The following is a 24,112-nucleotide window of genomic DNA, read 5'->3' as shown; positions in this document are numbered from 1 at the left end:
CCATGTCTGAGAAAACTTTTCTGGTGGAAATCGGCACTGAAGAGCTGCCACCAAAAGCACTGCGCAGTTTGGCTGAGTCCTTTGCTGCGAACTTCACTGCGGAGCTGGATAACGCCGGCCTCGCGCACGGTAACGTTGAATGGTTTGCCGCCCCGCGCCGTCTGGCGCTGAAAGTGGCGAATCTTGCTGAATCTCAGCCCGATCGCGAAGTCGAAAAACGTGGTCCGGCGATTGCTCAGGCGTTTGACGCCGAAGGCAAACCGAGCAAAGCGGCAGAAGGCTGGGCGCGCGGCTGCGGGATCACCGTTGATCAGGCCGAGCGTCTGAAGACCGACAAAGGCGAATGGCTGCTGTATCGTGCCCACGTGAAGGGCGAAAGTACCGAAGCGCTGGTGCCGAACATGGTAGCCACCTCGCTGGCGAAACTACCGATCCCGAAACTGATGCGCTGGGGCGCGTCTGACGTACACTTCGTGCGTCCGGTGCACACCGTGACCCTGCTGTTGGGCGATAAGGTCATTCCGGCGACTATTCTGGGTATTCAGTCTGACCGCGTCATTCGCGGCCACCGCTTTATGGGTGAGCCGGAGTTCACTATCGACAATGCTGACCAGTACCCGCAAATTCTGCTGGAGCGCGGTAAAGTCATTGCCGACTACGAAGCGCGTAAAGCCAAAATCAAAGCGGACGCTGAAGAAGCAGCACGTAAGATTGGCGGTAATGCCGACCTGAGCGAAAGCCTGCTGGAAGAAGTAGCTTCGCTGGTGGAATGGCCGGTGGTATTGACGGCGAAATTCGAAGAGAAATTCCTCGCCGTGCCTGCCGAAGCGCTGGTGTACACCATGAAGGGCGACCAGAAGTATTTCCCGGTTTATGACAACGCGGGCAAGCTGCTGCCGAACTTTATCTTCGTCGCCAACATCGAGTCGAAAGATCCGACCCAGATTATCTCCGGTAACGAGAAAGTGGTGCGTCCGCGTCTGGCAGATGCTGAATTCTTCTTCAATACCGACCGTAAAAAACGTCTGGAAGACCATCTGCCGCGTCTACAAACCGTGCTGTTCCAGCAACAGCTGGGCACGCTGCGCGACAAGACCGACCGTATTCAGGCGCTGGCGGGCTGGATTGCCGGTCAGATTGGCGCTGACGTCAACCACGCCACTCGTGCGGGCCTGCTCTCCAAGTGCGACCTGATGACCAACATGGTCTTCGAGTTCACCGACACCCAGGGCGTGATGGGGATGCACTACGCGCGCCATGATGGTGAAGCGGAAGATGTGGCCGTGGCGCTGAACGAACAGTATCAGCCACGCTTTGCCGGTGATGACCTGCCGTCTAACCCGGTGGCCTGCGCGCTGGCGATCGCCGATAAGATGGATACTCTGGCGGGTATCTTCGGTATTGGTCAGCATCCGAAAGGCGACAAAGACCCGTTTGCGCTGCGTCGTGCCGCGCTGGGCGTGCTGCGCATCATCGTTGAGAAGAACCTCGCTCTTGATCTGCAAACGCTGACCGAAGAAGCGGTGCGTCTGTATGGCGACAAGCTGACCAATGCCAACGTAGTCGATGATGTGATCGATTTTATGCTGGGTCGCTTCCGCGCCTGGTATCAGGATGAAGGTTACACCGTCGACACTATCCAGGCGGTACTGGCGCGTCGTCCGACCCGTCCGGCAGATTTCGATGCTCGTATGAAAGCGGTATCGCACTTCCGTACCCTGGAAGAAGCCTCTGCGCTGGCGGCGGCGAACAAGCGCGTCTCCAACATCCTGGCGAAAGCCACTGAGCCGCTGAACGATATCGTCCACGCCTCCGTACTGAAAGAAGCGGCGGAAATTGAGTTGGCCAGACATCTGGTTGTGCTGCGTGATAAGCTTCAGCCGTACTTTGCCGATGGTCGTTATCAGGAAGCGTTGATTGAGCTGGCGGCACTGCGCGCGCCGGTGGATGAATTCTTCGAAAATGTCATGGTTAACGCGGAAGAGAAAGATATCCGTATCAACCGCCTGACGCTGTTGTCGAAACTTCGCGAACTGTTCCTGCAGGTTGCGGATATTTCGTTACTGCAATAAGCGTTCAGTTAATTAAACAAAAACCTGCTTTCGGGCAGGTTTTTTTATTTTTAACGTAATGGTAATTCCGTCAGACAGGTCTGGCTGTCATCTTTGGTGGCAATGGCATGTGACGCCGTTTTACCGTTGTAGCTTACTTCCAGCGTCCCTTCCATATTGCGCGGTAACCAAACACCGATAAATCCGTTCCGATAGCTTTGCATCTCTTTTTGTACGATGACAGCGCCTTTACTGTCTGTCACTTTTACAGTGAACGGTTTATTCGGCATTTCTCCCTGACAGCCGGAAAGGCTGTGGTTAAAACAGGGGTGTGTCCGCCATTCATAGGGCGCAAAAGAGAGATAGAATTTGTCGCCTAACGGCAGCGTATAAATCTGCTCTCCGTCAGATAATTTGAGCTCGGTACTGGTAATCGACGCGGAGTAAGGCAAAGGACGGCTCTGCGGCGTCTGATCAATCGAATCCACGATCTGCTCAACCGTTTTTCCCGCCAGCCCATGTTGCGCCAGAAAAGCGGATTCTGAGGATGCCGCAAGCGCGGAGCCGCTGGCGCATAAACCCAAAAGTAATAACCATGATGATTTCGACATAACTTCAATTCCTTGTGAACAATCTCCTTGCCTACTATAGGGGTTCCCCTAAGGGAAAGGTCAAAGGGACACAGGGTAAAGTAATGCAAAGTTATGCTGGGGGGAGAGGGGGGAATTGGAATAAAAAAATCCCCGCCATCAGGCAGGGATTCAAAATTCTGAGCTTTTTAAGCTTACAGGCTGGTTACGTTGCCAGCTGCCGGGCCTTTAGCGCCGCTTTCGATGGTGAAGGAAACTTTCTGACCTTCGTCCAGAGATTTGTAACCATCGTTCTGAATAGCGGAGAAGTGTACGAACACGTCTTTAGAACCGTCATCAGGAGTAATAAAGCCGAAGCCTTTATCAGCGTTGAACCATTTTACGATACCAGTCATTTTACCGGACATAGTGTATTACCTTTTAAAAAATAAGTGTGCCTTTCGGCGTTATGGCGTGCTTTACAGATTTTTTAAGCGTTAAGGAAATGCGCACTACGAGGGGTATCTAATGGATAACTCTTGAAGGGACTTGCCTTACTAAACTGCTTTAATGGTCTGTACGTCAAACCGTTGAGCACATTAACTCATGTAATGCCGGGCGATGCAACTTTTATTTTACTTTATTTCTCCAGGCCAGTAATCGGGCGGGGGAAACGGCCCTTACGCAGGACCGTTAAAACAGGAAATGGTAAAAATTACTCCATCAATTGCTTACTTAAGCGTGGGTTTGCCTGTATCAGGCGCATCAATTTGAGCTCTGCTGGCGTGGGTTTTTCGCGTTTCGATTCCCATTCCTGAACCATGGCAACCGTTACGCCCAGCGCTCTGGCGAATTCATCTGTTTTTAGTCCCGTTCCTCTCCGTAACTGTTCAAATTCGGTAAAAGGATTGGGTTTTTGCGTCAGGGTGATCTTTCGCGTTTCATCTTTAAAAACAATTTGTTCCAGGCTGCTCAGCAGCTCAAACATCGGATCTTTATATTCCATTGAGAACTCCTGTAAATCACACAGCGGGATCGTGAAATGCATCGAAGCCTCTTAAGAATAGTCGGGAAACTTGCGGGTGGGGGGCGACGCGCCGCCAGGAAGCGCTATCGATTCGTTTCGATGCCTTACGCTACGCGACTTTTAGGACGCTAACAATTTGATCCAGGAAGATATATCCGTCTTTCAGAAAATAATTGTAAAGATTAAAAAAATATTACATCACCCGCTGGAAAGCTTTCTTGCCGCGTTTTTTATCGCAGTGTCAGGTCAAAAATTAACAATAAAATAACAAATTAAGCATTGATGCAGATAAACATAATTTTCCGCTACAAGATCGCGTGGAAAGGGTATCCTGCAAGCCTGACCTGGACTATCCTTGTAAGCCGTCAGGCACGCAGGTGTCGTTGTGCGCATTTTTGGGTGAAAGGAGTATTAACAATGGCGACAGGTAAGTCCTGCTCTCGCTGGTTTGCGCCTGTTGTGGCGTTATTAATGGTGTTTAGCCTGAGCGGGTGTTTTGATAAAGAAGGCGATCAGCGCAAAGCGTTTGTCGATTTCCTGCAGAATACAGCAATGCGTAGCGGAGAGCGTTTACCAACGCTGACGGCCGATCAGAAAAAACAGTTTGGTCCGTTCGTGTCTGATTACGCGATACTGTATGGCTACTCGCAGCAGGTAAACCAGGCGATGGATTCCGGTCTGCGCCCGGTGGTCGATAGCGTTAACGCCATCCGCGTTCCGCAGGATTATATGACGCAACGCGAGCCGCTGCGGCAGGCAAATGGTTCGTTAGGCGTGCTGGCGCAACAGTTGCAGAATGCAAAACTGCAGGCTGATGCCGCGCATGGCGCGTTAAAGCAGGCCGATGACCTGAAACCTGTGTTTGATCAGGTCTACAAAAAAGTGGTCACCGTGCCGGCAGATGCTTTGCAGCCGCTGATCCCGGCGGCGCAGATCTTTACGCAGCAGTTGGTACAAGTGGGCGATTATATTGCGCAACAGGGCGAGCAGGTGAGCTTTGTCGCGAACGGCATTCAGTTCCCGACCTCACAGCAGGCCAGCCAATATAATGCGCTGATTGGGCCGTTGGCCTCGCAGCATCAGGCGTTTAATCAGGCCTGGACTGCGGCGGTAAACGCGACCCAGTAATGACAGTCTGCCCGATAAGCGCAAGCCAGCGTTTATCGGGCCTGTAGCGTTATCCCGCCGCTTGCGGATTGACGCAGTTCTTCTCTATTTTTCCCTGCAGCGCATCAATCAAATTATCCACCGCACAGGCCATCATGTTGTAGCGCGTCTCATGCGTTGCCGAGCCAATATGCGGCACCGCGACGACATTAGACATGTTCAGCAGGGGCGAATCCACAGATAGCGGTTCATGCTCAAAGACATCCAGACCTGCCGCATATATTTCACCGTTTTGCAGCGCGGCAATCAGCGCGTTTTCATCGACCACCGGGCCGCGTCCGGCATTAATAAAAATGGCGGACGATTTCATTCTGGCAAACTGTGTTGCGCCAAACAGATGTCGCGTTTCTGCCGTTAGCGGCAGGATCACGCAGACAAAATCAGCCTCCTGCAACAACGTATCCAGATCGCAGTAGCGGGCGTTAAACCGGTCTTCTGCCTCCTGATGCCGCCGACGGGCGTGATAGAGAACCGGCATGGTAAACCCAAAGTGCGCTCGCTGCGCCAGCGCCATCCCGATACGCCCCATCCCAACGATACCGAGCGTTTTGTGATGGACATCGACGCCAAACCACGCCGGGCCAATGCTTTCTGTCCATTCACCCGCCTTAACCCGTTCTGCGACGTCCACCACGCGGCGGGCAGTGGCCAGCATCAACGCCATCACCGTATCGGCAACGGTTTCCGTCAAAACGGCAGGCGTGTGCATCAGGACTATTTTGCGGGCAGTAAGGGCGTCCACCTCGACATTATCGTATCCCACCGAGATGGTCGACGCCGCGCGTAGCGCCGGCATTTTTTCCAGCAGCGCGCGGTTAACGGTTTCGCTGGCGCCCAGAAGGCCTTGCGCGCTGGCAAATGCCTGCGCGTGTCGCGCTACCGTTTCCGGATGCAGGTTCGGTACCTGGGTGACGGTAAAATGCGCCTCCAGGCGATGCAGCAAATCATCAGGCAGGGTTTTGTAGAGAATGATGGACGGCTTCATGCGACTCTCCGTAAATCAAAAGGTAAGCGCGGCATGCGCCAACCGGAACAGGCTTATTATTAACCCGTTTAGCCATCATCGACCAGCCAATTTCCCCGCTGTCGGCAGCCGTGTCGTGGTAAATAATGAATGAATACCGAGTAATGCGACGTGTATCCGGTCTGGAGAAGGAATGGCGAGGGAGTAATGCAGGCCGGGTAAAGCATGCCGCCTTACCCGGTACTGTCGTTTACTGCAATGGACTCAAGGTAATTTCGACGCGGCGGTTTTGCGCCTTACCTTCTGCCGTACTGTTGCTGGCGATCGGGTTCGCCGGCCCCATTCCGCTGGTACGGATACGGCTGGCGTCGACGCCCTGGGTGATCAGCGAACTGGCGACGGAGTCAGCACGCTGCTGCGACAGACGCATATTCAGATCGTGGCTACCGGTACTGTCGGTGTAGCCCACCACATTGACGGCGGTCTTGGGATACTCTTTCAGCACCATCGCCACGCCGGTCAGCGTGTTAGCGCCTGCCGGTTTCAGCGTCGCGCTGCTGCTGTCGAAGGTGACATTATTCGGCATATTCAGAATGATATTATCGCCGCTTCGCGTCACGCTAACGCCTGTGCCCCGCATTTTGTCACGCAGTTTCGCTTCCTGTACGTCCATGTAGTAACCCACGCCGCCGCCCAGCGCCGCGCCAGCCGCCGCGCCAATCAGCGCGCCTTTACCGCGATCTTTTTTGGAGGAGGAGAGTGCGCCGATACCTGCGCCGACCAGCGATCCAATACCCGCGCCAATGCCGGATTTACCTGCTTCGCGTTCGCCGGTGTAAGGGTTTGTTGTGCAGCCAGATACTGCCAGGGCGCCGCTCACGATGGCAGCAATCACAAATACACGTTTTTTCATCTTAAATCCTTATCACTTTTTTATTTTTACCACAGCGACCGTGGCGGTTGATTATGACGTCTGCACATGAAGAAAATTCCAGGGAAAACTCTGAAATTTGTAAGTAACATTGATCGGCAAAATAAATAATCCCAATAATTCAGGAGCGAACCTTGACCCACGCACCATCGCGTCATTCGGTATTGACCGCCGCACACTGGGGGCCAGTCCGCGTTGAAACCGACGGAGAACGCATTTTTGCCTCGTATGGCGAACTCCCGACGGCACACCAGAACTCCCTGCAAACCGTTGTGCATGACCAGGTTCACAGTAAAACGCGGGTTCGCTTCCCGATGGTGCGTAAAGGGTTCCTGGCTTCTCCCGATAAGCCGCAAGGCATACGCGGGCAGGATGAGTTTGTTCGCGTAAGTTGGGATGACGCGCTGGACCTGATCCACGCTCAGCACAAACGTATTCGCGAAAGTTATGGGCCATCGTCCATCTTCGCCGGCTCCTACGGTTGGCGTTCGAACGGCGTATTGCATAAAGCGGCTACGCTATTGCAGCGTTACATGGCGCTGGCGGGAGGGTATACCGGCCATCTTGGCGATTATTCCACCGGCGCGGCGCAGGCTATCATGCCTTATGTGGTGGGTGGCAACGAGGTTTACCAGCAGCAGACTAGCTGGCCGGTGGTGCTGGAACACAGCGAGGTGGTGGTGCTCTGGAGCGCGAACCCGCTGAATACTCTGAAAATTGCCTGGAATGCCTCGGATGAACAGGGGCTCGACTATTTTGCGGCGTTGCGACAAAGCGGCAAGCGCCTGATCTGCATCGATCCGATGCGATCGGAAAGCGTCGACTTTTTTGGCGATAAGATGGAGTGGATCGCCCCACATATGGGCACCGATGTGGCGTTAATGTTGGGAATCGCCCATACGCTGGTGGAAAACGGTTGGCAGGATGAAGCGTTCCTTGCCCGCTGCACGACGGGTTATGACCGCTTCGCCGACTATCTTTTGGGCACGACCGACGGTACGGCCAAAACAGCGGAATGGGCGGCGGAAATTTGCGGCGTTTCTGCGGTGAAAATCCGTGAACTGGCGGAAATATTTCATCATAACACCACCATGTTGATGGCCGGTTGGGGAATGCAGCGTCAGCAGTTCGGCGAGCAAAAGCACTGGATGATGGTTACGCTGGCCGCAATGCTGGGGCAAATTGGTACGCCTGGCGGCGGGTTTGGTTTTTCTTATCATTTTGCTAACGGCGGAAACCCGACGCGCCGCGCCGCCGTGTTAGCCTCGATGCAGGGAAGCATCTCTGGCGGGGTCGATGCGGTAGATAAAATACCGGTGGCGCGTATTGTCGAGGCGCTGGAAAACCCCGGTGGGTTTTACCAACACAATGGGATGGATCGCCGCTTCCCGGATATTCGTTTTATCTGGTGGGCGGGCGGCGCGAACTTTACCCATCATCAGGATACCAACCGTCTGATTCGCGCGTGGCAAAAACCGGAACTGGTCGTTATCTCGGAATGTTTCTGGACGGCCGCCGCGAAACACGCGGATATTGTTCTGCCTGCGACCACCAGCTATGAGCGCAACGATTTAACCATGACCGGCGACTATAGCAATCAGCATTTGGCGCCGATGAAGCAGGTCGTGTCGCCCCGGTGGGAGGCGCGGAATGATTTTGACGTTTTTGCTGAACTGAGCGAACGGTGGGAAGCCGGTGGTTACGCTCGGTTCACCGAAGGAAAAAGCGAGCTGGCGTGGCTGGAGACTTTCTACAATATTGCCGCCCAGCGTGGCGCCAGCCAGGGGGTGACGCTGCCGCCGTTTGCCGCATTCTGGCAGGCTAACCGTTTACTGGAGATGCCGGAAAATCCCGCCAACGCGCAGTTTGTGCGCTTCGCGGATTTTCGCCGCGATCCTGATAGCCATCCGCTAAAAACGGCCAGCGGCAAAATCGAAATCTATTCTACGCGCATTGCCAGCTATGGTTACGCGGATTGTCCCGGTCATCCGATGTGGCTGGTGCCGGATGAGTGGCACGGGAACGCCGATGCGGGGCAGGTTCAGCTACTTTCCGCGCATCCGGCGCATCGTCTGCATAGCCAGCTCAACTACAGTTCATTACGGGAGCGGTATGCGGTAGCCGGACGCGAACCGGTGACGATTCATCCGCAGGATGCGACAACGCGCGGAATCGTCGATGGCGATACGGTACGCGTCTGGAATCATCGCGGGCAGGTTCTGGCGGGCGCGGTCGTTACCGACGGAATTCGGCCTGGCGTTATCTGTATTCACGAAGGCGCATGGCCGGACCCTGAACCTACCGCAGGCGGCATATGCAAAAACGGCGCGGTAAACGTCCTGACAAAAGATCTTCCCAGTTCCCGGCTGGGGAACGGTTGTGCGGGCAACACCGCGCTGGTCTGGTTTGAGAAATATACCGGCCCGGCGCTACCGCTTACGGCGTTTGATCCGCCTGCCAACTCATAATCCAGGTGGGGTGGGCGGTATCCTCCTGCCAGGCGCTATCTTCAATACGAAAACCAAGCGCATGGTAGAAGTTTACGGCGGATTGATTTTTCTGGTAAACCTCAAGGCTCAGCAGAGGAAAACGTTGCTGGACATATTCCAGAAGCGCTTTGCCAATGCCGTGTCTTAACGCGTCGGGGGCGACAAACAGCGCCCCGACAAAACGGGCTTCCAGTACGCTGACGAAGCCTTTCAGTTGTCCATTTTCCTCCCATACCCAGGTTTGTGCGGCGGGTAAATAGACGTCGCGTACAATTGCTTCGCTCTCGTGCCAGTAACGTTCTTCGATAAAGGGATGGGCATAAATGGTACTTTTCATCCACAGCGCCAGAATAGACGCCATGTCTTCACTCTGGGATTTGCGAATCATGTTTTTCTCCCGGATGGCAAAAACAGCCGGTAATATGGTCGTTGACCAGTCCGCACGCCTGCATAAAGGAGTAACAGATAGTCGTACCGACAAACTTGAAACCGCGTTTTTTCAATGCCTTAGCAAGCGCATCGGACGCAGGTGTTGAGGTGGGGATCTCATCCAGGCTGGCCGCCTGGGTGATCTCCGGTTGGCCATCAACGAATGACCAGACAAAATCGGCGAAAGACTCGCCGTTTTGCTCCATCGCAAGCCAGGCGCGGGCGTTACTGATAATGGCCTGAATTTTACCGCGATGTCGTATGATGCCCGTGTTCTGCAGCAGGTGTTCGACATCCTCCTCCTGCATAGCTGCGATGCGTACCGGATCAAACTGATGAAAACAGGCGCGGTAGTTCTCCCTCTTTTTAAGCACGGTGATCCAGGATAAACCGGCCTGTTGACCTTCAAGACAGATCATTTCAAACAGCTTTCTGCTGTCAGTTTCCGGTACGCCCCACTCGTTATCATGATAGGCAATATAAAGGGGGTCCGGGCTGACCCAGTCGCAACGCTGCATAGACTTCCTCGTTATTGTGGTTACCGCGAAAATTTCCTTCAACCCGCCTTGACGGGCCCGCTAAAAGGACAATAGTTAATACAGGGCTGATGCCCGACATCCTTCATTCAATGACAATAATATCGCCGAATTCGGCTCTACTCTGGAGTCGCGTTGATGATTGTAAGAAAACGCCGTGGTCGCCGGACATTGCGTTGTCTGGCGGGCCTTATGGCCTGCTCGTTTTTTATCAATACCACGTATGCCTGGCAACAAGAATATATCGCTGAAGCGGCTCCGGGGCATACGACGGAACGCTATACCTGGGACAGCGATCACCAACCGAATTACAACGACATACTGGCCGAACGTATTCAGTCTACGCAAAATACGGTGGGTCCGGTGCTTAGCCTGGCGGATGAAACCCCGCTTGATGCGACCAGCGGTATCAGTATGGGCTGGAATTTTCCGCTTTCCCGACGCGTAACCACTGGGCCGGTCGCGGCGCTGCATTACGACGGTTCGACGTCATCAATGTATAACGAATATGGCGATAGCGCGACGACATTAGCGCTTACCGATCCGTTATGGCACGCCAGCGTCAGTACGTTAGGCTGGCGGGTAAACTCGCAGTTCGGCGATGTCCGTCCCTGGGCGCAAATCAGCTATAACCAACAGTTTGGGGAAAATATCTGGAAAGCTCAGTCCGGGTTGAGTCGTATGACCGCAGGAAATCAGGCGGGAAACTGGCTGGATGTCACCGTAGGCGCGGACGTGTTACTTAACCCGCACATGGCAGCGTATGCGGCGTTTTCCCAGGCGGAAAACAGCGCTACGGATAGTGATTATTTGTATACCCTGGGGGTGAGCGCCAGGTTTTAACAGGATAAACCGCCACCTGGACTTATTAGAAGTTCAGCTAATACCCTGTCTATATATTTACAAAAATATATAGGTCAATCACATTCTCTATAGACACTTTTTGCGCTTCCTGTGGTCTACTTAGCCGCGCTGGTAGACTTTCTCACATCTGCGTTAGCCGCATATTTACCTGTTTGATTACAGAATCGTTGTACAGGTCGTTTTTATCCCGATTCCCAGGGTTTGTTTGCATGAGATACATTAAATCGATGACGCAACAGAAACTTAGTTTCTTGCTTGCGCTCTATATCGGTCTGTTTATGAATTGCGCCGTGTTTTACCGCCGTTTCGGCAGTTATGCACAAGAATTTACCATTTGGAAAGGCCTCTCCGCAGTTGTCGAACTGGGCGCCACGGTGCTGGTCACTTTCTTCTTACTTCGTCTTCTTTCACTGTTTGGCCGACGCGTCTGGCGTGTGCTGGCCACGCTGGTGGTGCTGTTTTCCGCTGGCGCCAGTTATTACATGACCTTCCTGAACGTGGTGATTGGCTACGGCATTATTGCGTCTGTTATGACCACCGATATCGATCTCTCGAAAGAGGTGGTGGGGCTGCACTTCGTATTGTGGCTGATTGCCGTGAGCGTGCTTCCGCTCATCTTTATCTGGAGTAACCACTGTCGCTACACGTTGTTGCGCCAGCTACGTACGCCGGGGCAGCGTTTTCGCAGCGCCGCTGTAGTGGTACTCGCAGGCGTAATGGTGTGGGCGCCTATCCGCCTGCTGGATGTACAGCAAAAAAAGGTTGAACGGGCGACAGGTATCGACTTACCCAGCTATGGCGGCGTGGTGGCGAACTCCTATCTGCCTTCAAACTGGTTATCTGCGTTAGGGCTGTATGCCTGGGCGCAGGTAGATGAGTCGTCGGACAATAATTCGTTAATAAACCCGGCCAGGAAATTTACCTATGTTGCGCCGAAGGATGGGGATGACACCTACGTCGTTTTCATTATCGGTGAGACGACCCGTTGGGATCACATGGGGATTTTCGGCTACGAGCGTAATACCACGCCGAAGCTGGCGCAGGAAAAAAATCTGGCGGCATTCCGCGGCTATTCCTGCGATACCGCGACGAAGCTTTCTTTACGCTGTATGTTTGTACGGGAAGGTGGGGCGGATAATAACCCGCAGCGTACGTTAAAAGAGCAGAATGTTTTTGCCGTACTCAAACAGCTCGGATTCAGTTCCGATCTGTACGCCATGCAGAGCGAGATGTGGTTCTATAGCAATACCATGGCGGATAATATCTCCTACCGCGAGCAGATCGGCGCCGAGCCGCGTAACCGTGGTAAAACGGTTGATGACATGCTGTTGATTGATGAGATGCAGAACTCGCTTGCCCAGAACCCGGAGGGTAAGCATCTGATTATCCTGCATACTAAGGGGTCGCATTTTAACTATACGCAACGTTATCCGCGCAGCTACGCTCAGTGGAAGCCCGAATGTATTGGGGTCGATAGCGGCTGCACGAAAGCGCAGATGATCAACTCTTACGATAACTCCGTGACCTATGTGGATCACTTTATTACCAGTGTGTTCGATCAGCTGCGTGATAAAAAAGCGATTGTGTTCTACGCGGCTGACCACGGCGAGTCGATTAACGAACGCGAACATTTGCACGGTACGCCGCGCAATATGGCGCCGCCGGAGCAATTCCGTGTTCCGATGCTGGTATGGATGTCGGATAAATATCTTGCCAGTCCGCAACATGCGCAGATGTTCGCTCACCTGAAACAGCAGGCGGAGATCAAAGTGCCGCGTCGTCATGTGGAGCTGTACGATACGATAATGGGCTGCCTGGGGTATACATCGCCGGATGGCGGCATTAACCAGAACAACAACTGGTGCCATATTCCTGATGCGCAGAAAGTCGCCGCGAAGTAGGTTGTCTGCCGACTTTCTGGCCGATTGAATTGTATTTTGCGACTAAGGGATTGACGGGCGTGCGCCTGAGCAGTAAGATGCGCCCGCATTCGGTGATTGGCGCAGCCTGGTAGCGCACTTCGTTCGGGACGAAGGGGTCGGAGGTTCGAATCCTCTATCACCGACCAAATTCAGAAACCCTGCTCAACGAGCAGGGTTTTTTTGTATCTGAAGCCTGACGAGGATGAGAACCTCCGGGGGCAAGAGGTTCGACCCGAGCGAAGCGAGAGAACGTTGCGTCAGCAACGGCCCGCAGGGCGAGCCACGCAGTGGCGAGTCATCCTCTATCACCGACCAAATTCAGAAACCCTGCTCAGCGAGCAGGGTTTTTTGTATCTGAAGCCTGACGAGGATGAGAACCTCCGGGGGCAAGAGGTTCGACCCGAGCGAAGCGAGAGAACGCCAGAAGGCTACTGGCAAAGTTTATCGACCCGCTCGAAGAGCAGCGCGCCAGCCAGGAGAAAGTCCGCCGCGTCAGGGTGAATACGTTTAAAAATGTCGCCGCAAACTGGTATGAACTGAAAAAAGCGGCGGGGCTGAAATCCCATACGTTGCAGGATATCTGGAACTCGTTAAACCGGTATGTGTTTCCCCATATCGGAGAGATCAACATTGATGAACTCACGGCACAGCAGGTTATTGCAGCGCTGGAGCCTTGTCGCGCAGACGGTAAGCTGGAAACCGTAAAGCGAATGACGCAGCGGAGTGAACCGGCGTCACTTTGTGCATCAGGCGCATCCAAAGTGACGCCCCTGCCAGATACACTGGCGTTTGTCGGGCGAATTCCGGCGTTTTGGGCGCAGGTGAAGCAGATTAATTGTTGCTGGCATCTGTCACCGTTTTAGAGCAGACATACTTGAAAACTTCAAGTTCGCGCGATCGTTGCTTTCGGCAGCTGCCCTTTTTCATGCATCGCCTGAAGGCTCTTTTGCAGTCCCGGGACTGCGTCAGTTGCTGTAAACATAGCATTCAGGATGCAATGGTCAAGCAATTATTTATTGTAATATTTTGATAATTAATGGTTTTATCATTCACGCGAGAGCATGATGTATTATGCGTTTTGAGACGGATACTGAAATTTTGGATGCGCTGCAGGCGTTTGTATTGATAATACAATTAACTATTCGCTCAGGTTGTCCTTCTCTCTTCCTGGATTGTTAAATTAAACAGGTGCCGACCCGATTATGTTTCCTGTCAGTGATTTGCTGGATTTACAAACACTTTCTGAATCAGTTGAACTGGAGTTTAAGCTGGCGCAGGGAGCGGATGGTAAAGGTAAGCTGCCGGAGGATTTCTGGCGAACATACAGCGCGATGGCGAATACCCGTGGTGGCTATGTCGTGCTGGGCGTCAGAGAAAAGAAAGGGAATTTTATCGTTGAGGGGATCGGCGATATTGCTACTGTTATGAAGCAACTGTTTGATATTGCCAATAACAAGAAAAAAGTAAATGTCAATTTACTGACCGATCAATCGGTACAGGTCATTAATCTTGATAATAAAATGGTCATTGTCATTGAGATCCCCATAGCAAGACGTGAGCAAAAACCGGTCTACCTTAACAACCAGCCGATGACGGAAACATACATCCGTCGCCACGAAGGGGACTGCCACTGTTCTGAAGAGCAAATCAAAAGAATGCTCGCGGAGCAGGTAGAGGATAGTCGTGATGACCGGATCCTGGCAGGGTTTGATTTCAGCGATATCGATCAGGACAGTTTGCGTGCTTACCGTAACATCTTTGCGGTTGCGAAGCCTCAGCATCCCTGGCTGGAGCTGGATATCATCGATTTATTCAGGAACATTGGTGGCTGGCGAAAAAACCGCCAGAGCGGGGAAGAAGGCATCACTCTTGCGGGTATCCTGATGTTTGGTACCTGGAATGCTATTCAGGATGCGGTTCCAAACTATTTTGTTGATTATCGCGAGCGGGATGACACACAACCTGATTCCCGCTGGATCGACCGCATCTATCCGGATGGTTCATGGTCAGGCAATATTTTCGATTTTTACCGCCGGACATATCGAAAGCTCATTTCCGACCTTAAGGTGCCTTTTGAATTGCAGGATGGCATTCGGCTGGATGAAACCAAGGTTCATGAAGCTATCCGCGAGGCGCTTGTTAATACTCTGGTGCATGCTGATTACACGGGCCGAAGCTCGATCCTGGTCGTCAGGCGGCCGGATCTTTTTGGCTTCCGTAATCCTGGGCTGATGCGGATACCGCCGGAAATTGCAGTGAAGGGCGGGGAAAGCGATTGCCGTAACCGCCGTATGCACCAGATGTTCTTAATGATTGGCGCAGGTGAACGTGCAGGATCTGGTGTGCCCAAAATCATGAGCGGTTGGAAATGGGCGAATTGGCGCACACCAAAATTGTATGAGAAAACAGAGCCTTCTGAACAAACACTGCTTGAGCTGTCGACGGTAAGTCTTGTATCACAGGAGGTGACTGAGCGGCTTGATGATTTATTTGGTCAACGTTTTCATTTGCTTGATGATCTCGAACGAATGATCGTTATCACGGCGGCGACAGAAGGTTGGGTAAACCATGAGAGAGCATGTCAGCTCACAAGCAGACATTCCCGTGATGTTACCCTGGCATTTCCAAAGTTAGTGGATAAGGGCTTTCTTGTCGCCAGTGGTGAAAAGCGGGATAAATCATACAGCTTACCTGGAATGGAGTTGCCGTCTCCGGAAGAGGTCTTCGCTAATGCGTTAAGCTCTGCATCGAACTTAACGCATAACGCACAGGGCTTAACGCATAGTGACATCAGCTTAACGCATAGCGATCCTGACTTAGTGGATAGCCATCAGGGAAGAGATGAACACGGCAGATTTATCAGTCACTTGCTAGATAAACCGTTTATTGATGATCTTGACGTATTGAGCGAAGGATTTCGGAATGAACTTGAAGCGTTAGCTGCGCCATCGCGGGAACACCGTCGGCTGGAAGCCGGGGTAATGAAGGAGCTGCTTGTCCAGTTGTGCGATGGGCACTATTTATCTGTCGCGGTAATGGAAATATTGTTGGGACGTAAGGCGCAGAGTATTCGCCAGAATTACTTAAAACCTATGGTGGATTCAAAGCAACTGAAGCTGGCGTTTCCTAACAAGCCTAATTCGCCAAAACAGGGGTATACGCTATCTTAGTAGGCTTCTGGCTGTTGGGCCGCTCTCTGAGCGGCTTTTTTGCGTCTGTAGCTCAGCTATCTTCTACGCGTTTTATCGCGAAGTGGACGCCCGCACGACCAGTTCAGGCATGATCCCGTCGCTGTGACTGACCTTCTTGCCCGCCAGCAAATCAAATAATAGTGTGATTGCCTGTCGCGCCACCTCATCAAGATGCATATTCACTGCCGTCAGCGGCGGCAGCGATTCACGCGCGCGGATACCGTCATAGCGAGTAACCACCCGCATTTGTTCAGGTATGGCGATGTCTTGTTCCTGGAAAGCCCGTACCGCGCCGCTGGCAAAGGTATCGATCAGCACCAGCACGCCGTCAACGTCGGGATGCGCCTGTAATAGCTGCTGCGCGGCCTGGTAGCCGGCATTTTCACCCTCGCTTTCATTGAGAGAGTAGACGACGGGGTCCTGGCGCCCCGCGCACCAGCGCTGGTAAGCCGCTTCGCTCTCCAGAACTGATGTTCGCCGTGTGTTACCGACAAATAACGCACATTTGCTGGCACCGGAGGCCTCCAGATGCGTTAGCAGAAGTTGTGCTGTTGCCGCCGAGTGCAGCTCAACCCACGGCACAGGCGTGTCGGTCCCCGGCGTGCGGCCAATGGTGACGCAGGGAATGCCCGCTTGCGCCAGCGCCTGGAGCTGCGGGTCGTTCTCCGCCGGCTCAATCAGGATCGCCGCGTCAAAGCTGACGGCATCCAGTGGATTTGCCCCCGGCGGCACCAGAATCAGCGCATGCTGTTTTTCCAGCGCCATCATCGCGGACGTTAACGCCACCTCCATCATAAATCCCAGTCGTGACGCGCCGGAGGCAATCGCCAGCGGCACCGAAGAGAGCAAAGCAATGGTATTGGTTTTGCCGGTTCGCAACTGGCGGGCGCGAATATTCGGCGTGTAGTTGAGCGCAGCAATGGCCTCTTCAATACGCCGTCGCGTCTGCGGCTCGACAAAGCGAGTGTTGTGCAAGGCATTGGATACTGTCCCTGGCGACACACCTGCATAGCGGGCAACATCAATCAACTTTGCGCGTTTTTTATTTTGAACAGCCATCTGCTTCCTGACCTGCGAAAATTTGCGCACAGGATAGCATATTTACCAGACGGTAACGTTTGCTTTTTTTCAGTGAGGATCGTAAAAAACTCTTCATTAAAACGTTTTAATGGGGTATTTTGGCGCAAATTTATTCCTCAGGAGGCGATGTGGCACACTTAACTCAGGACTCGACTTTTACCCTTGGACGCCGTCCGGCGGGCCTTATCTACGCTGATAATGCGAAGAGCTTTGGCGGCTATACGCTTTTTGCGCCGCAAACCGCCGAAGGGCGGGTTTACCTGGTGGACGAGCAGGGCGAAGTCGCGCATCAGTGGCAGCTTCCGGTTCGCGCCGGGCGTGATGCGGTGCTGCTGCCGAACGGTAATCTGGGTTATAACGGCAGCCACCGCACTTCAGCGAACCTCTATCCGGCGTGGGATCTCTGGCACGGCGGCGACTTCTACGAAGTGACGCCGGATAACGAAATCGTCTGGCATTACGAAGATATTTACCATCACCATGATGCGCAATGGTTGGCGAACGGTAATCTGCTGTATACCGCCGCGTCGCCGTTGCCTGCCGATATCGCCGCCCGTGTTACCGGCGGCGACTCGCGCCGCGATGCGCCGGACGGCGTGATTCAGAGCGACGTCGTCAAAGAGGTCAATCGCGACGGTGAAGTGGTGTGGGAATGGCGTGCCTGGGAGCATTTGAATCCGGAAGATTTCCCGATTCATGATATTTTCGACCGCCGCCACTGGCCGATGATTAACGGCCTGTCCGTCACCCGTGATGGCCTGGTACTGATGAGCCTGCGTACCACTTCCGGCGTCATTGCCGTGGATAAAGAGAGCGGGAAGGTTATCTGGCATGCAGGGCCGGAAGTGGTAGCGCAGCAGCACACGCCGGTTGAGATGGAGAACGGGTCGATTCTGGTTTTCGATAACGGCAACTTGCGTCCCGGCGTCACCTCGCCGCATTCCACGGTGCTGGAGTTCGATCCGCAGACCAAAGCGATTACCTGGCAGTATCGCGATATCTTCCCGCCGGCGTTTTTCTCGCCGTATATGGGGAGCGCGCAGCGGCTGGCGAACGGCAACACCTTTATCTGTGAATCGGCGTTTGGCCGCCTGTTTGAAGTTACCCCGGAAGGCGAAACGGTATGGGAATATATCATTCCGTTCTTTAATGAATATCCGGAGCACCTCAGTAAAGGCATTATTCCTGGAAAACAGAACAGCGCCTTCCGTGCGCATCGCTATGCCGCTGATGCCATTAGTTGGTTGAAATAATGCAGACCGCCAGCCCGCGCTGGCGGTTATTTTTTTGATGTTTTATGGGAGTTAATCATGCCGCAACCTGGCCTTACTACGCCGGATAACGATGCATTACCCTGGCAAACCACCTTACTTTTGGCGCTTCAGCATGTGCTGGTCGTTGCCGCCACCCCCATTACCTCCGTCTTTCTGATCGCCAAAGCGCTCCACTTTACCGATACGGTGACCGCCTCGGTACTTAGCGCGACCTTTCTGATGTGCGGTCTGGGCGCTATTCTGCAAAGCCTGGGTGTGAAAGGGGTGGGCGCGCGTTTGCCGTTTATCATGGTACCGGGGGGCGCGCCGATTGCGATTTTCGTTGCGATCGCTTTACAGACCAATATCCAGACCGCGATTGGCGCCGTAATTCTGACCTCGCTGTTCTACTTTATCGCGTTGCCGATTTTCCGCCGCTGCCTGCACCATTTTCCCCCCTTTATCATTGGCATCATGCTGCTAATGGTGTCGATTAACCTTATTCGCCTGTACGGCGGGTTGATCATTGGCCAGCCAGGGAGCGCCGACTTCGCTCATCCAACCAGTATCATTTTATCGCTGGGGACTATCCTGATAACGCTGATTTTCGCGCTGGCGTTTAGCGGTATTTTGCGCCAGCTGGCGGTAATGTTCGGCCTTTTAGCGGGAACGCTGCTGGGAATGGCGCTGGGCAGCACCGATTTTAGCGGTGTTAGTCACGGGCCGCTGTTTAGTTTCCCACAGCTTTTGCCGTTCGGCTGGCCGATTTTTGATCTTTCCGCCTCGCTGCCGTTACTGATTTATGCGGTCATCTCTATGGCTGAAGCAACCGGGCAAACGATTGCGACCGCGGAAATAGTCAATTCCACGCAAAATGTGCAGCAGGCGATTCCACGTACCATTCGTGGTGATGCGGTAATGTCGCTGCTGGGGGGGATTTTTGGCACCTCCTTAATTATCACCTCCGGCGAAAATATTGGGGTGGTACGCACCACTAATGTGAAATCGCGTTTCGTGACTGCGGCTGCCGGAGGATTGTTAATCCTGATTGCCATATTCGCGCCGCTGGTACGTCTGGCGACCTGTCTGCCAGGTTCGGTGGTGTGCGGTACGGCGGTGATTGTCTTCAGCATTATCGGGGTCATCGGCATTGATATGATTGCGCGTGAGCCACTGCATACGCCGGGTAAAACCTACGCGCTGGCGATGGGGCTGGCCATGGGAATGCTACCTATACTGGTACCCGGCCTGTATCAGAATTTCCCGGCGGGCGTACAGATGGTCTTTGGCAACGGCATGGCAGCGGGGACGTTGACGGCGATTCTGGTGAACTCGTTGTTTAACTGGAGCGAAAAGCGCACGCAGGCCAGGGTCAAAAGTTAGTTTTTGTGATCGCGGTAGGCCGCACGACGGCCTACTTATTTACAATTTTGTGACATATTCGATGGTGTTTTTCAATGTCCGGATCACTCTTTTTGCACACGGCTTATGGATAACCTCAGCATTTTCGCCTGTGCGTTTTAGCGTTAGTGGTATTAATCGCTCAGATAATCAACATATCGAAAGAAATTTTTCAATTAATGGCTAATTGTTAATCACTAACTGTTGCAAAATATTAAGTGAATAACTCTGCCTTTCTGGCCATAGCACAAATTTCCCTGCTGAAAATACCCTTCTGAACTTTTTTTAATCTTTGTTTGTTAATTCTCACCGTTGTTGTAAAAGCTGGTTACCTGTATTGACGTTTTGACATTCTATTGACAGATTGTAGGGAATGAGGGGCATTTTATGGAGAATCCGCACTGCAACTCAGTCGATTATGCGAACGGAATCCCCACCTCTCACTACTGACCTGACCAGGTAAAAAACAAAAAAGGCCGGGCGGTAAAAGCCTTTGCAAAGGGCAAAACAACATACATCACAATTGGAGCAGAAGAATGAGTATTTCCTTGAAGAAGTCAGGGATGCTGAAGCTTGGTTTGAGCCTGGTGGCCATGACCGTTGCAGCAAGCGTGCAGGCCAAAACCCTGGTTTATTGTTCAGAAGGCTCGCCGGAAGGCTTTAACCCACAGCTCTTTACGTCTGGCACCACCTATGATGCCAGTTCCGTACCTATCTATAACCGTCTGGTTGAATTCAAAACCGGCACCACGGAAGTGATCCCGGGTCTTGCTGAGAAGTGGGATATCAGCGAAGACGGTAAAACCTATACGTTCCACCTACGTAAAGGGGTGAAATGGCAATCCAGCAAGGATTTCAAACCCACGCGCGAGCTGAACGCCGATGATGTCGTGTTCTCTTTTGACCGGCAGAAAAACGAGCAGAACCCGTACCATAAAGTGTCTGGCGGCAGCTATGAATACTTTGAAGGCATGGGGCTGCCGGATCTGATTAGCGAAGTGAAGAAGGTCGACGATCACACGGTGCAGTTTGTGCTGACGCGTCCGGAAGCGCCGTTCCTTGCCGATTTAGCCATGGACTTCGCCTCTATTCTTTCCAAAGAATATGCTGACAACATGCTGAAAGCCGGTACGCCGGAAAAAGTGGATCTGAACCCGGTCGGCACTGGCCCGTTCCAACTGGTGCAATATCAGAAAGACTCCCGCATTCTCTACAAAGCCTTTGACGGCTACTGGGGCACGAAGCCGCAGATTGACCGTCTGGTCTTCTCCATCACGCCTGACGCCTCTGTGCGTTACGCCAAACTGCAGAAGAACGAATGTCAGGTGATGCCGTATCCGAACCCGGCGGATATTGCGCGCATGAAAGAAGATAAAAACATCAACCTGATGGAGCAGGCCGGTCTGAACGTGGGTTATCTCTCCTATAACGTGCAGAAAAAACCGCTGGATGATGTCAAAGTTCGCCAGGCGTTGACCTATGCCGTGAATAAAGAGGCCATCATCAAAGCCGTTTATCAGGGCGCGGGCGTTGCGGCGAAAAACCTGATCCCGCCGACAATGTGGGGCTACAACGACGATATTAAAGACTATGGCTACGATCCGGAAAAAGCGAAGGCGCTGCTGAAAGAAGCCGGTCTGGAAAAAGGCTTCACCATCGATCTGTGGGCGATGCCGGTACAGCGTCCCTATAACCCGAATGCGCGTCGTATGGCGGAAATGATCCAGGCGGACTGGGCGAAGATTGGCGTTCAGGCCAAAATTGTCACCTATGAATGGGGCGAATACCTCAAGCGCGCTAAAGATGGCGAGCACCAGACGGTGATGATGGGCTGGACCGGCGATAATGGCGATCCGGATAACTTCTTCGCCACGCTGTTCAGCTGCGATGCCGCCCAGCAAGGCTCCAACTATTCAAAATGGTGCTACAAGCCGTTTGAAGACCTGATTCAGCCTGCGCGTGCGACCGATGACCACAACAAGCGTATTGAACTCTATAAACAGGCCCAGGTTGTGATGCATGACCAGGCGCCAGCGCTGATCATCGCTCACTCCACGGTTTATGAGCCAGTGCGTAAAGAAGTTAAAGGCTATGTGGTTGATCCATTAGGCAAACATCACTTCGAAAACGTCTCTGTCGAATAATTAAAAGAGCGTTGCGCCCCGGTGTTGTGTAAGCCGGATAAGCGCAGCGCCATCCGGCGTAATGCTTTATCCGCGATGCAGTTTGCGTGGGATAAGATTTGTGAGCAATACAGACTCACGGTTCCAGGCCGTGGGTCATGAGAGAGAATTCGGGTTATGTTGCAGTTCATTCTCCGACGTTTGGGACTCGTTATCCCGACGTTTATCGGTATTACCCTTCTCACCTTTGCCTTTGTCCACATGATCCCCGGCGATCCGGTGATGATCATGGCGGGTGAGCGAGGTATTTCCCCTGAGCGTCATGCTCAACTGCTGGCTGAACTCGGTCTTGATAAACCGATGTGGCAGCAGTACCTCCATTATATCTGGGGGGTGATGCATGGCGATTTAGGCATCTCGCTGAAAAGCCGAATCCCCGTGTGGGACGAGTTCGTGCCTCGCTTTAAAGCGACGCTGGAGCTTGGCGTCTGCGCCATGATTTTTGCCGTCGCCGTGGGGATTCCGGTGGGCGTGCTGGCCGCAGTGAAGCGCGGTTCTATCTTCGATCACACTGCCGTTGGCCTGGCGCTGACCGGTTACTCTATGCCTATCTTCTGGTGGGGCATGATGCTGATCATGCTGGTCTCCGTCCACTGGAACCTGACGCCGGTTTCCGGGCGCGTGAGCGATATGGTGTTCCTTGATGATACCAATCCGTTGACGGGCTTTATGCTGATCGACACCGCTATCTGGGGCGAAGAGGGTAACTTTATTGATGCGCTGGCGCATATGATCCTGCCTGCGATGGTGCTCGGCACAATCCCGCTGGCCGTCATTGTGCGTATGACCCGTTCGTCGATGCTGGAAGTGCTGGGGGAGGATTATATCCGTACCGCACGCGCCAAAGGGTTGACCAGGATGCGCGTCATTATCGTCCATGCTCTGCGTAACGCCATGCTGCCAGTCGTCACCGTGATCGGCCTGCAGGTCGGTACGCTGTTGGCGGGCGCGATTCTGACAGAAACTATCTTCTCGTGGCCCGGTCTGGGGCGCTGGCTGATCGATGCGCTGCAACGCCGCGATTATCCGGTAGTGCAGGGCGGCGTGTTACTGGTAGCGACGATGATTATTCTCGTCAACCTGCTGGTAGACCTGCTGTACGGCGTGGTGAACCCGCGTATTCGGCATAAGAAGTAAGGGGCCATCATGTCACAGGTTACTGAAAATAATGTTAATGCCGCACCGGCGCCCATGACGCCATTGCGGGAGTTTTGGCACTATTTCAAACGCAATAAAGGCGCGGTCGTCGGGCTGGCGTATGTTCTCATCGTGATCCTGATTGCGGTGTTTGCCAACTTTATTGCGCCGTACAACCCGGCAGAGCAGTTCCGCGATGCGCTGCTGGCGCCGCCGGTCTGGCAGGAAGGCGGCAGTTGGGCGCATATTCTGGGAACGGATGATGTTGGTCGCGATGTCCTCTCGCGCCTGATGTATGGCGCGCGTTTGTCACTGCTGGTCGGCTGTCTGGTGGTCGTCCTGTCGCTGGTAATGGGGATTATTCTCGGCCTGGTCGCGGGTTACTTCGGCGGTCTGGTCGATAACATCATCATGCGCGTGGTCGATATTATGCTGGCCCTGCCGAGCCTGCTGCTGGCGCTGGTGCTGGTGGCGATCTTCGGCCCCTCCATCGGCAACGCTGCGCTGGCGTTGACGTTTGTGGCGCTGCCGCACTATGTCCGCTTAACCCGCGCGGCGGTTCTGGTAGAGGTGAACCGCGATTATGTGACTGCCTCCCGCGTGGCGGGCGCAGGCGCGATGCGTCAGATGTTCGTCAATATTTTCCCGAACTGCCTTGCGCCGCTGATCGTTCAGGCATCGCTCGGTTTCTCTAACGCCATTCTCGATATGGCCGCCCTCGGCTTTCTTGGCATGGGCGCACAGCCGCCAACGCCGGAGTGGGGCACCATGCTCTCTGACGTATTGCAGTTCGCGCAAAGCGCCTGGTGGGTCGTGACCTTCCCGGGGCTGGCGATTCTGCTGACGGTACTGGCATTTAACCTGATGGGTGACGGTCTGCGTGACGCGCTCGATCCCAAACTGAAGCAGTAAGAGGTT

Annotated in this window: 20 protein-coding genes, 1 tRNA gene and 1 other RNA gene; 14 read left to right on the top strand and 8 right to left on the bottom strand. The window is 53.5% G+C overall.

From position 1 onward, the window contains the following. Positions 1 to 2 precede the first annotated feature (2 nt). The gene (glyS, locus tag HV477_RS21625) at positions 3 to 2,072 is read left to right on the top strand and encodes a glycine--tRNA ligase subunit beta (RefSeq protein WP_001291736.1); all 2,070 of its coding nucleotides are present in this window, start codon (positions 3 to 5) and stop codon (positions 2,070 to 2,072) included. A gap of 50 nt (positions 2,073 to 2,122) precedes the next feature. Here glyS and cueP read toward each other — a convergent pair whose 3' ends face one another. From cueP to HV477_RS21610, 3 genes are all read right to left on the bottom strand, one after another. After that, positions 2,123 to 2,662, bottom strand: coding sequence for a copper-binding periplasmic metallochaperone CueP (gene cueP / locus HV477_RS21620; RefSeq protein WP_064043470.1), 540 nt, complete (start codon positions 2,660 to 2,662; stop codon positions 2,123 to 2,125). A 173-nt stretch (positions 2,663 to 2,835) separates the two neighbouring features. Further along, positions 2,836 to 3,048, bottom strand: coding sequence for an RNA chaperone/antiterminator CspA (gene cspA / locus HV477_RS21615; RefSeq protein ID WP_000014594.1), 213 nt, complete (start codon positions 3,046 to 3,048; stop codon positions 2,836 to 2,838). 287 nt (positions 3,049 to 3,335) lie between these two features. Then, positions 3,336 to 3,626: an HTH-type transcriptional regulator gene (locus tag HV477_RS21610; RefSeq protein WP_000455790.1), complete on the bottom strand. Its 291-nt coding sequence runs from the start codon at positions 3,624 to 3,626 to the stop codon at positions 3,336 to 3,338. Between the two features lie 438 nt (positions 3,627 to 4,064). Here HV477_RS21610 and HV477_RS21605 point away from each other — a divergent pair, with 438 nt between their 5' ends. Continuing rightward, positions 4,065 to 4,775, top strand: a complete 711-nt coding sequence (locus HV477_RS21605) for a DUF3053 domain-containing protein (protein WP_000190524.1) — start codon at positions 4,065 to 4,067, stop codon at positions 4,773 to 4,775. Between the two features lie 49 nt (positions 4,776 to 4,824). On the opposite strand, the gene ghrB is transcribed toward HV477_RS21605, so the two are convergent. Both ghrB and HV477_RS21595 read right to left on the bottom strand, forming a co-directional pair. Beyond that, complete coding sequence (ghrB, locus tag HV477_RS21600; protein WP_017441633.1) at positions 4,825 to 5,799, bottom strand: glyoxylate/hydroxypyruvate reductase GhrB; 975 nt, start codon at positions 5,797 to 5,799, stop codon at positions 4,825 to 4,827. Between the two features lie 229 nt (positions 5,800 to 6,028). Then, positions 6,029 to 6,691, bottom strand: coding sequence for an OmpA family lipoprotein (locus HV477_RS21595; protein WP_000747548.1), 663 nt, complete (start codon positions 6,689 to 6,691; stop codon positions 6,029 to 6,031). A 152-nt stretch (positions 6,692 to 6,843) separates the two neighbouring features. On the opposite strand from HV477_RS21595, the gene HV477_RS21590 reads away from it, so the two are divergent. Beyond that, positions 6,844 to 9,177: a molybdopterin guanine dinucleotide-containing S/N-oxide reductase gene (locus HV477_RS21590; protein WP_079898884.1), complete on the top strand. Its 2,334-nt coding sequence runs from the start codon at positions 6,844 to 6,846 to the stop codon at positions 9,175 to 9,177. Here the strand turns inward: HV477_RS21590 and HV477_RS21585 are convergent. Further along, positions 9,146 to 9,586 (bottom strand): N-acetyltransferase, encoded by a 441-nt coding sequence (locus HV477_RS21585; protein ID WP_000619902.1) that lies wholly within the window; start codon positions 9,584 to 9,586, stop codon positions 9,146 to 9,148. The two genes, HV477_RS21590 and HV477_RS21585, sit on opposite strands and share 32 nt — an antisense overlap. Beyond that, on the bottom strand, positions 9,564 to 10,145 hold the full coding sequence (gene tag / locus HV477_RS21580) for a DNA-3-methyladenine glycosylase I (RefSeq protein ID WP_079898883.1): 582 nt from the start codon (positions 10,143 to 10,145) through the stop codon (positions 9,564 to 9,566). The genes HV477_RS21585 and tag overlap by 23 nt, the downstream gene beginning before the upstream one ends. Positions 10,146 to 10,301: 156 nt before the next feature. On the opposite strand from tag, the gene HV477_RS21575 reads away from it, so the two are divergent. From HV477_RS21575 to HV477_RS21550, 6 genes are all read left to right on the top strand, one after another. Continuing rightward, positions 10,302 to 11,006 (top strand): autotransporter outer membrane beta-barrel domain-containing protein, encoded by a 705-nt coding sequence (locus tag HV477_RS21575; RefSeq protein ID WP_000637073.1) that lies wholly within the window; start codon positions 10,302 to 10,304, stop codon positions 11,004 to 11,006. A 230-nt stretch (positions 11,007 to 11,236) separates the two neighbouring features. After that, on the top strand, positions 11,237 to 12,928 hold the full coding sequence (gene eptB / locus HV477_RS21570; protein WP_001269263.1) for a kdo(2)-lipid A phosphoethanolamine 7''-transferase: 1,692 nt from the start codon (positions 11,237 to 11,239) through the stop codon (positions 12,926 to 12,928). 90 nt (positions 12,929 to 13,018) lie between these two features. After that, positions 13,019 to 13,095: transfer RNA gene (locus HV477_RS21565), tRNA-Pro, on the top strand. 35 nt (positions 13,096 to 13,130) lie between these two features. Next, a non-coding RNA gene (locus tag HV477_RS21560) (RtT sRNA) lies at positions 13,131 to 13,264 on the top strand. 182 nt (positions 13,265 to 13,446) lie between these two features. After that, positions 13,447 to 13,812 carry a hypothetical protein gene (locus HV477_RS21555; protein WP_001091330.1) on the top strand — a complete coding sequence of 122 codons (366 nt, stop codon included), beginning with the start codon at positions 13,447 to 13,449 and terminating at the stop codon, positions 13,810 to 13,812. 339 nt (positions 13,813 to 14,151) lie between these two features. Next, positions 14,152 to 16,119: a helix-turn-helix domain-containing protein gene (locus tag HV477_RS21550; protein ID WP_079898882.1), complete on the top strand. Its 1,968-nt coding sequence runs from the start codon at positions 14,152 to 14,154 to the stop codon at positions 16,117 to 16,119. 72 nt (positions 16,120 to 16,191) lie between these two features. Here the strand turns inward: HV477_RS21550 and HV477_RS21545 are convergent, their stop codons facing one another. Continuing rightward, entirely contained in the window at positions 16,192 to 17,199 is a 1,008-nt protein-coding gene (locus HV477_RS21545) for a substrate-binding domain-containing protein (protein ID WP_079898881.1), read from the bottom strand. 149 nt (positions 17,200 to 17,348) lie between these two features. Here HV477_RS21545 and HV477_RS21540 point away from each other — a divergent pair, with 149 nt between their 5' ends. From HV477_RS21540 to dppC, 5 genes are all read left to right on the top strand, one after another. Next, complete coding sequence (locus HV477_RS21540) at positions 17,349 to 18,473, top strand: aryl-sulfate sulfotransferase (protein WP_079898880.1); 1,125 nt, start codon at positions 17,349 to 17,351, stop codon at positions 18,471 to 18,473. A 57-nt stretch (positions 18,474 to 18,530) separates the two neighbouring features. Beyond that, positions 18,531 to 19,856, top strand: coding sequence for a uracil-xanthine permease family protein (locus tag HV477_RS21535; RefSeq protein ID WP_001136079.1), 1,326 nt, complete (start codon positions 18,531 to 18,533; stop codon positions 19,854 to 19,856). 554 nt (positions 19,857 to 20,410) lie between these two features. Continuing rightward, on the top strand, positions 20,411 to 22,018 hold the full coding sequence (dppA, locus tag HV477_RS21530) for a dipeptide ABC transporter periplasmic-binding protein DppA (protein WP_000028047.1): 1,608 nt from the start codon (positions 20,411 to 20,413) through the stop codon (positions 22,016 to 22,018). Positions 22,019 to 22,174: 156 nt separating this feature from the next. After that, positions 22,175 to 23,194: a dipeptide ABC transporter permease DppB gene (gene dppB / locus HV477_RS21525; protein WP_000938843.1), complete on the top strand. Its 1,020-nt coding sequence runs from the start codon at positions 22,175 to 22,177 to the stop codon at positions 23,192 to 23,194. 9 nt (positions 23,195 to 23,203) lie between these two features. Further along, positions 23,204 to 24,106, top strand: coding sequence for a dipeptide ABC transporter permease DppC (dppC, locus tag HV477_RS21520; protein ID WP_000084690.1), 903 nt, complete (start codon positions 23,204 to 23,206; stop codon positions 24,104 to 24,106). Positions 24,107 to 24,112: the final 6 nt, after the last annotated feature.

The organism is Salmonella sp. SG203 (assembly GCF_013350575.1).
In the GTDB taxonomy this organism is placed as follows: Bacteria; Pseudomonadota; Gammaproteobacteria; order Enterobacterales; family Enterobacteriaceae; genus Salmonella; species Salmonella enterica.
Note: the sequence above shows the minus strand (reverse complement) of the source record. Positions and strands in the feature narration are given on the sequence as shown.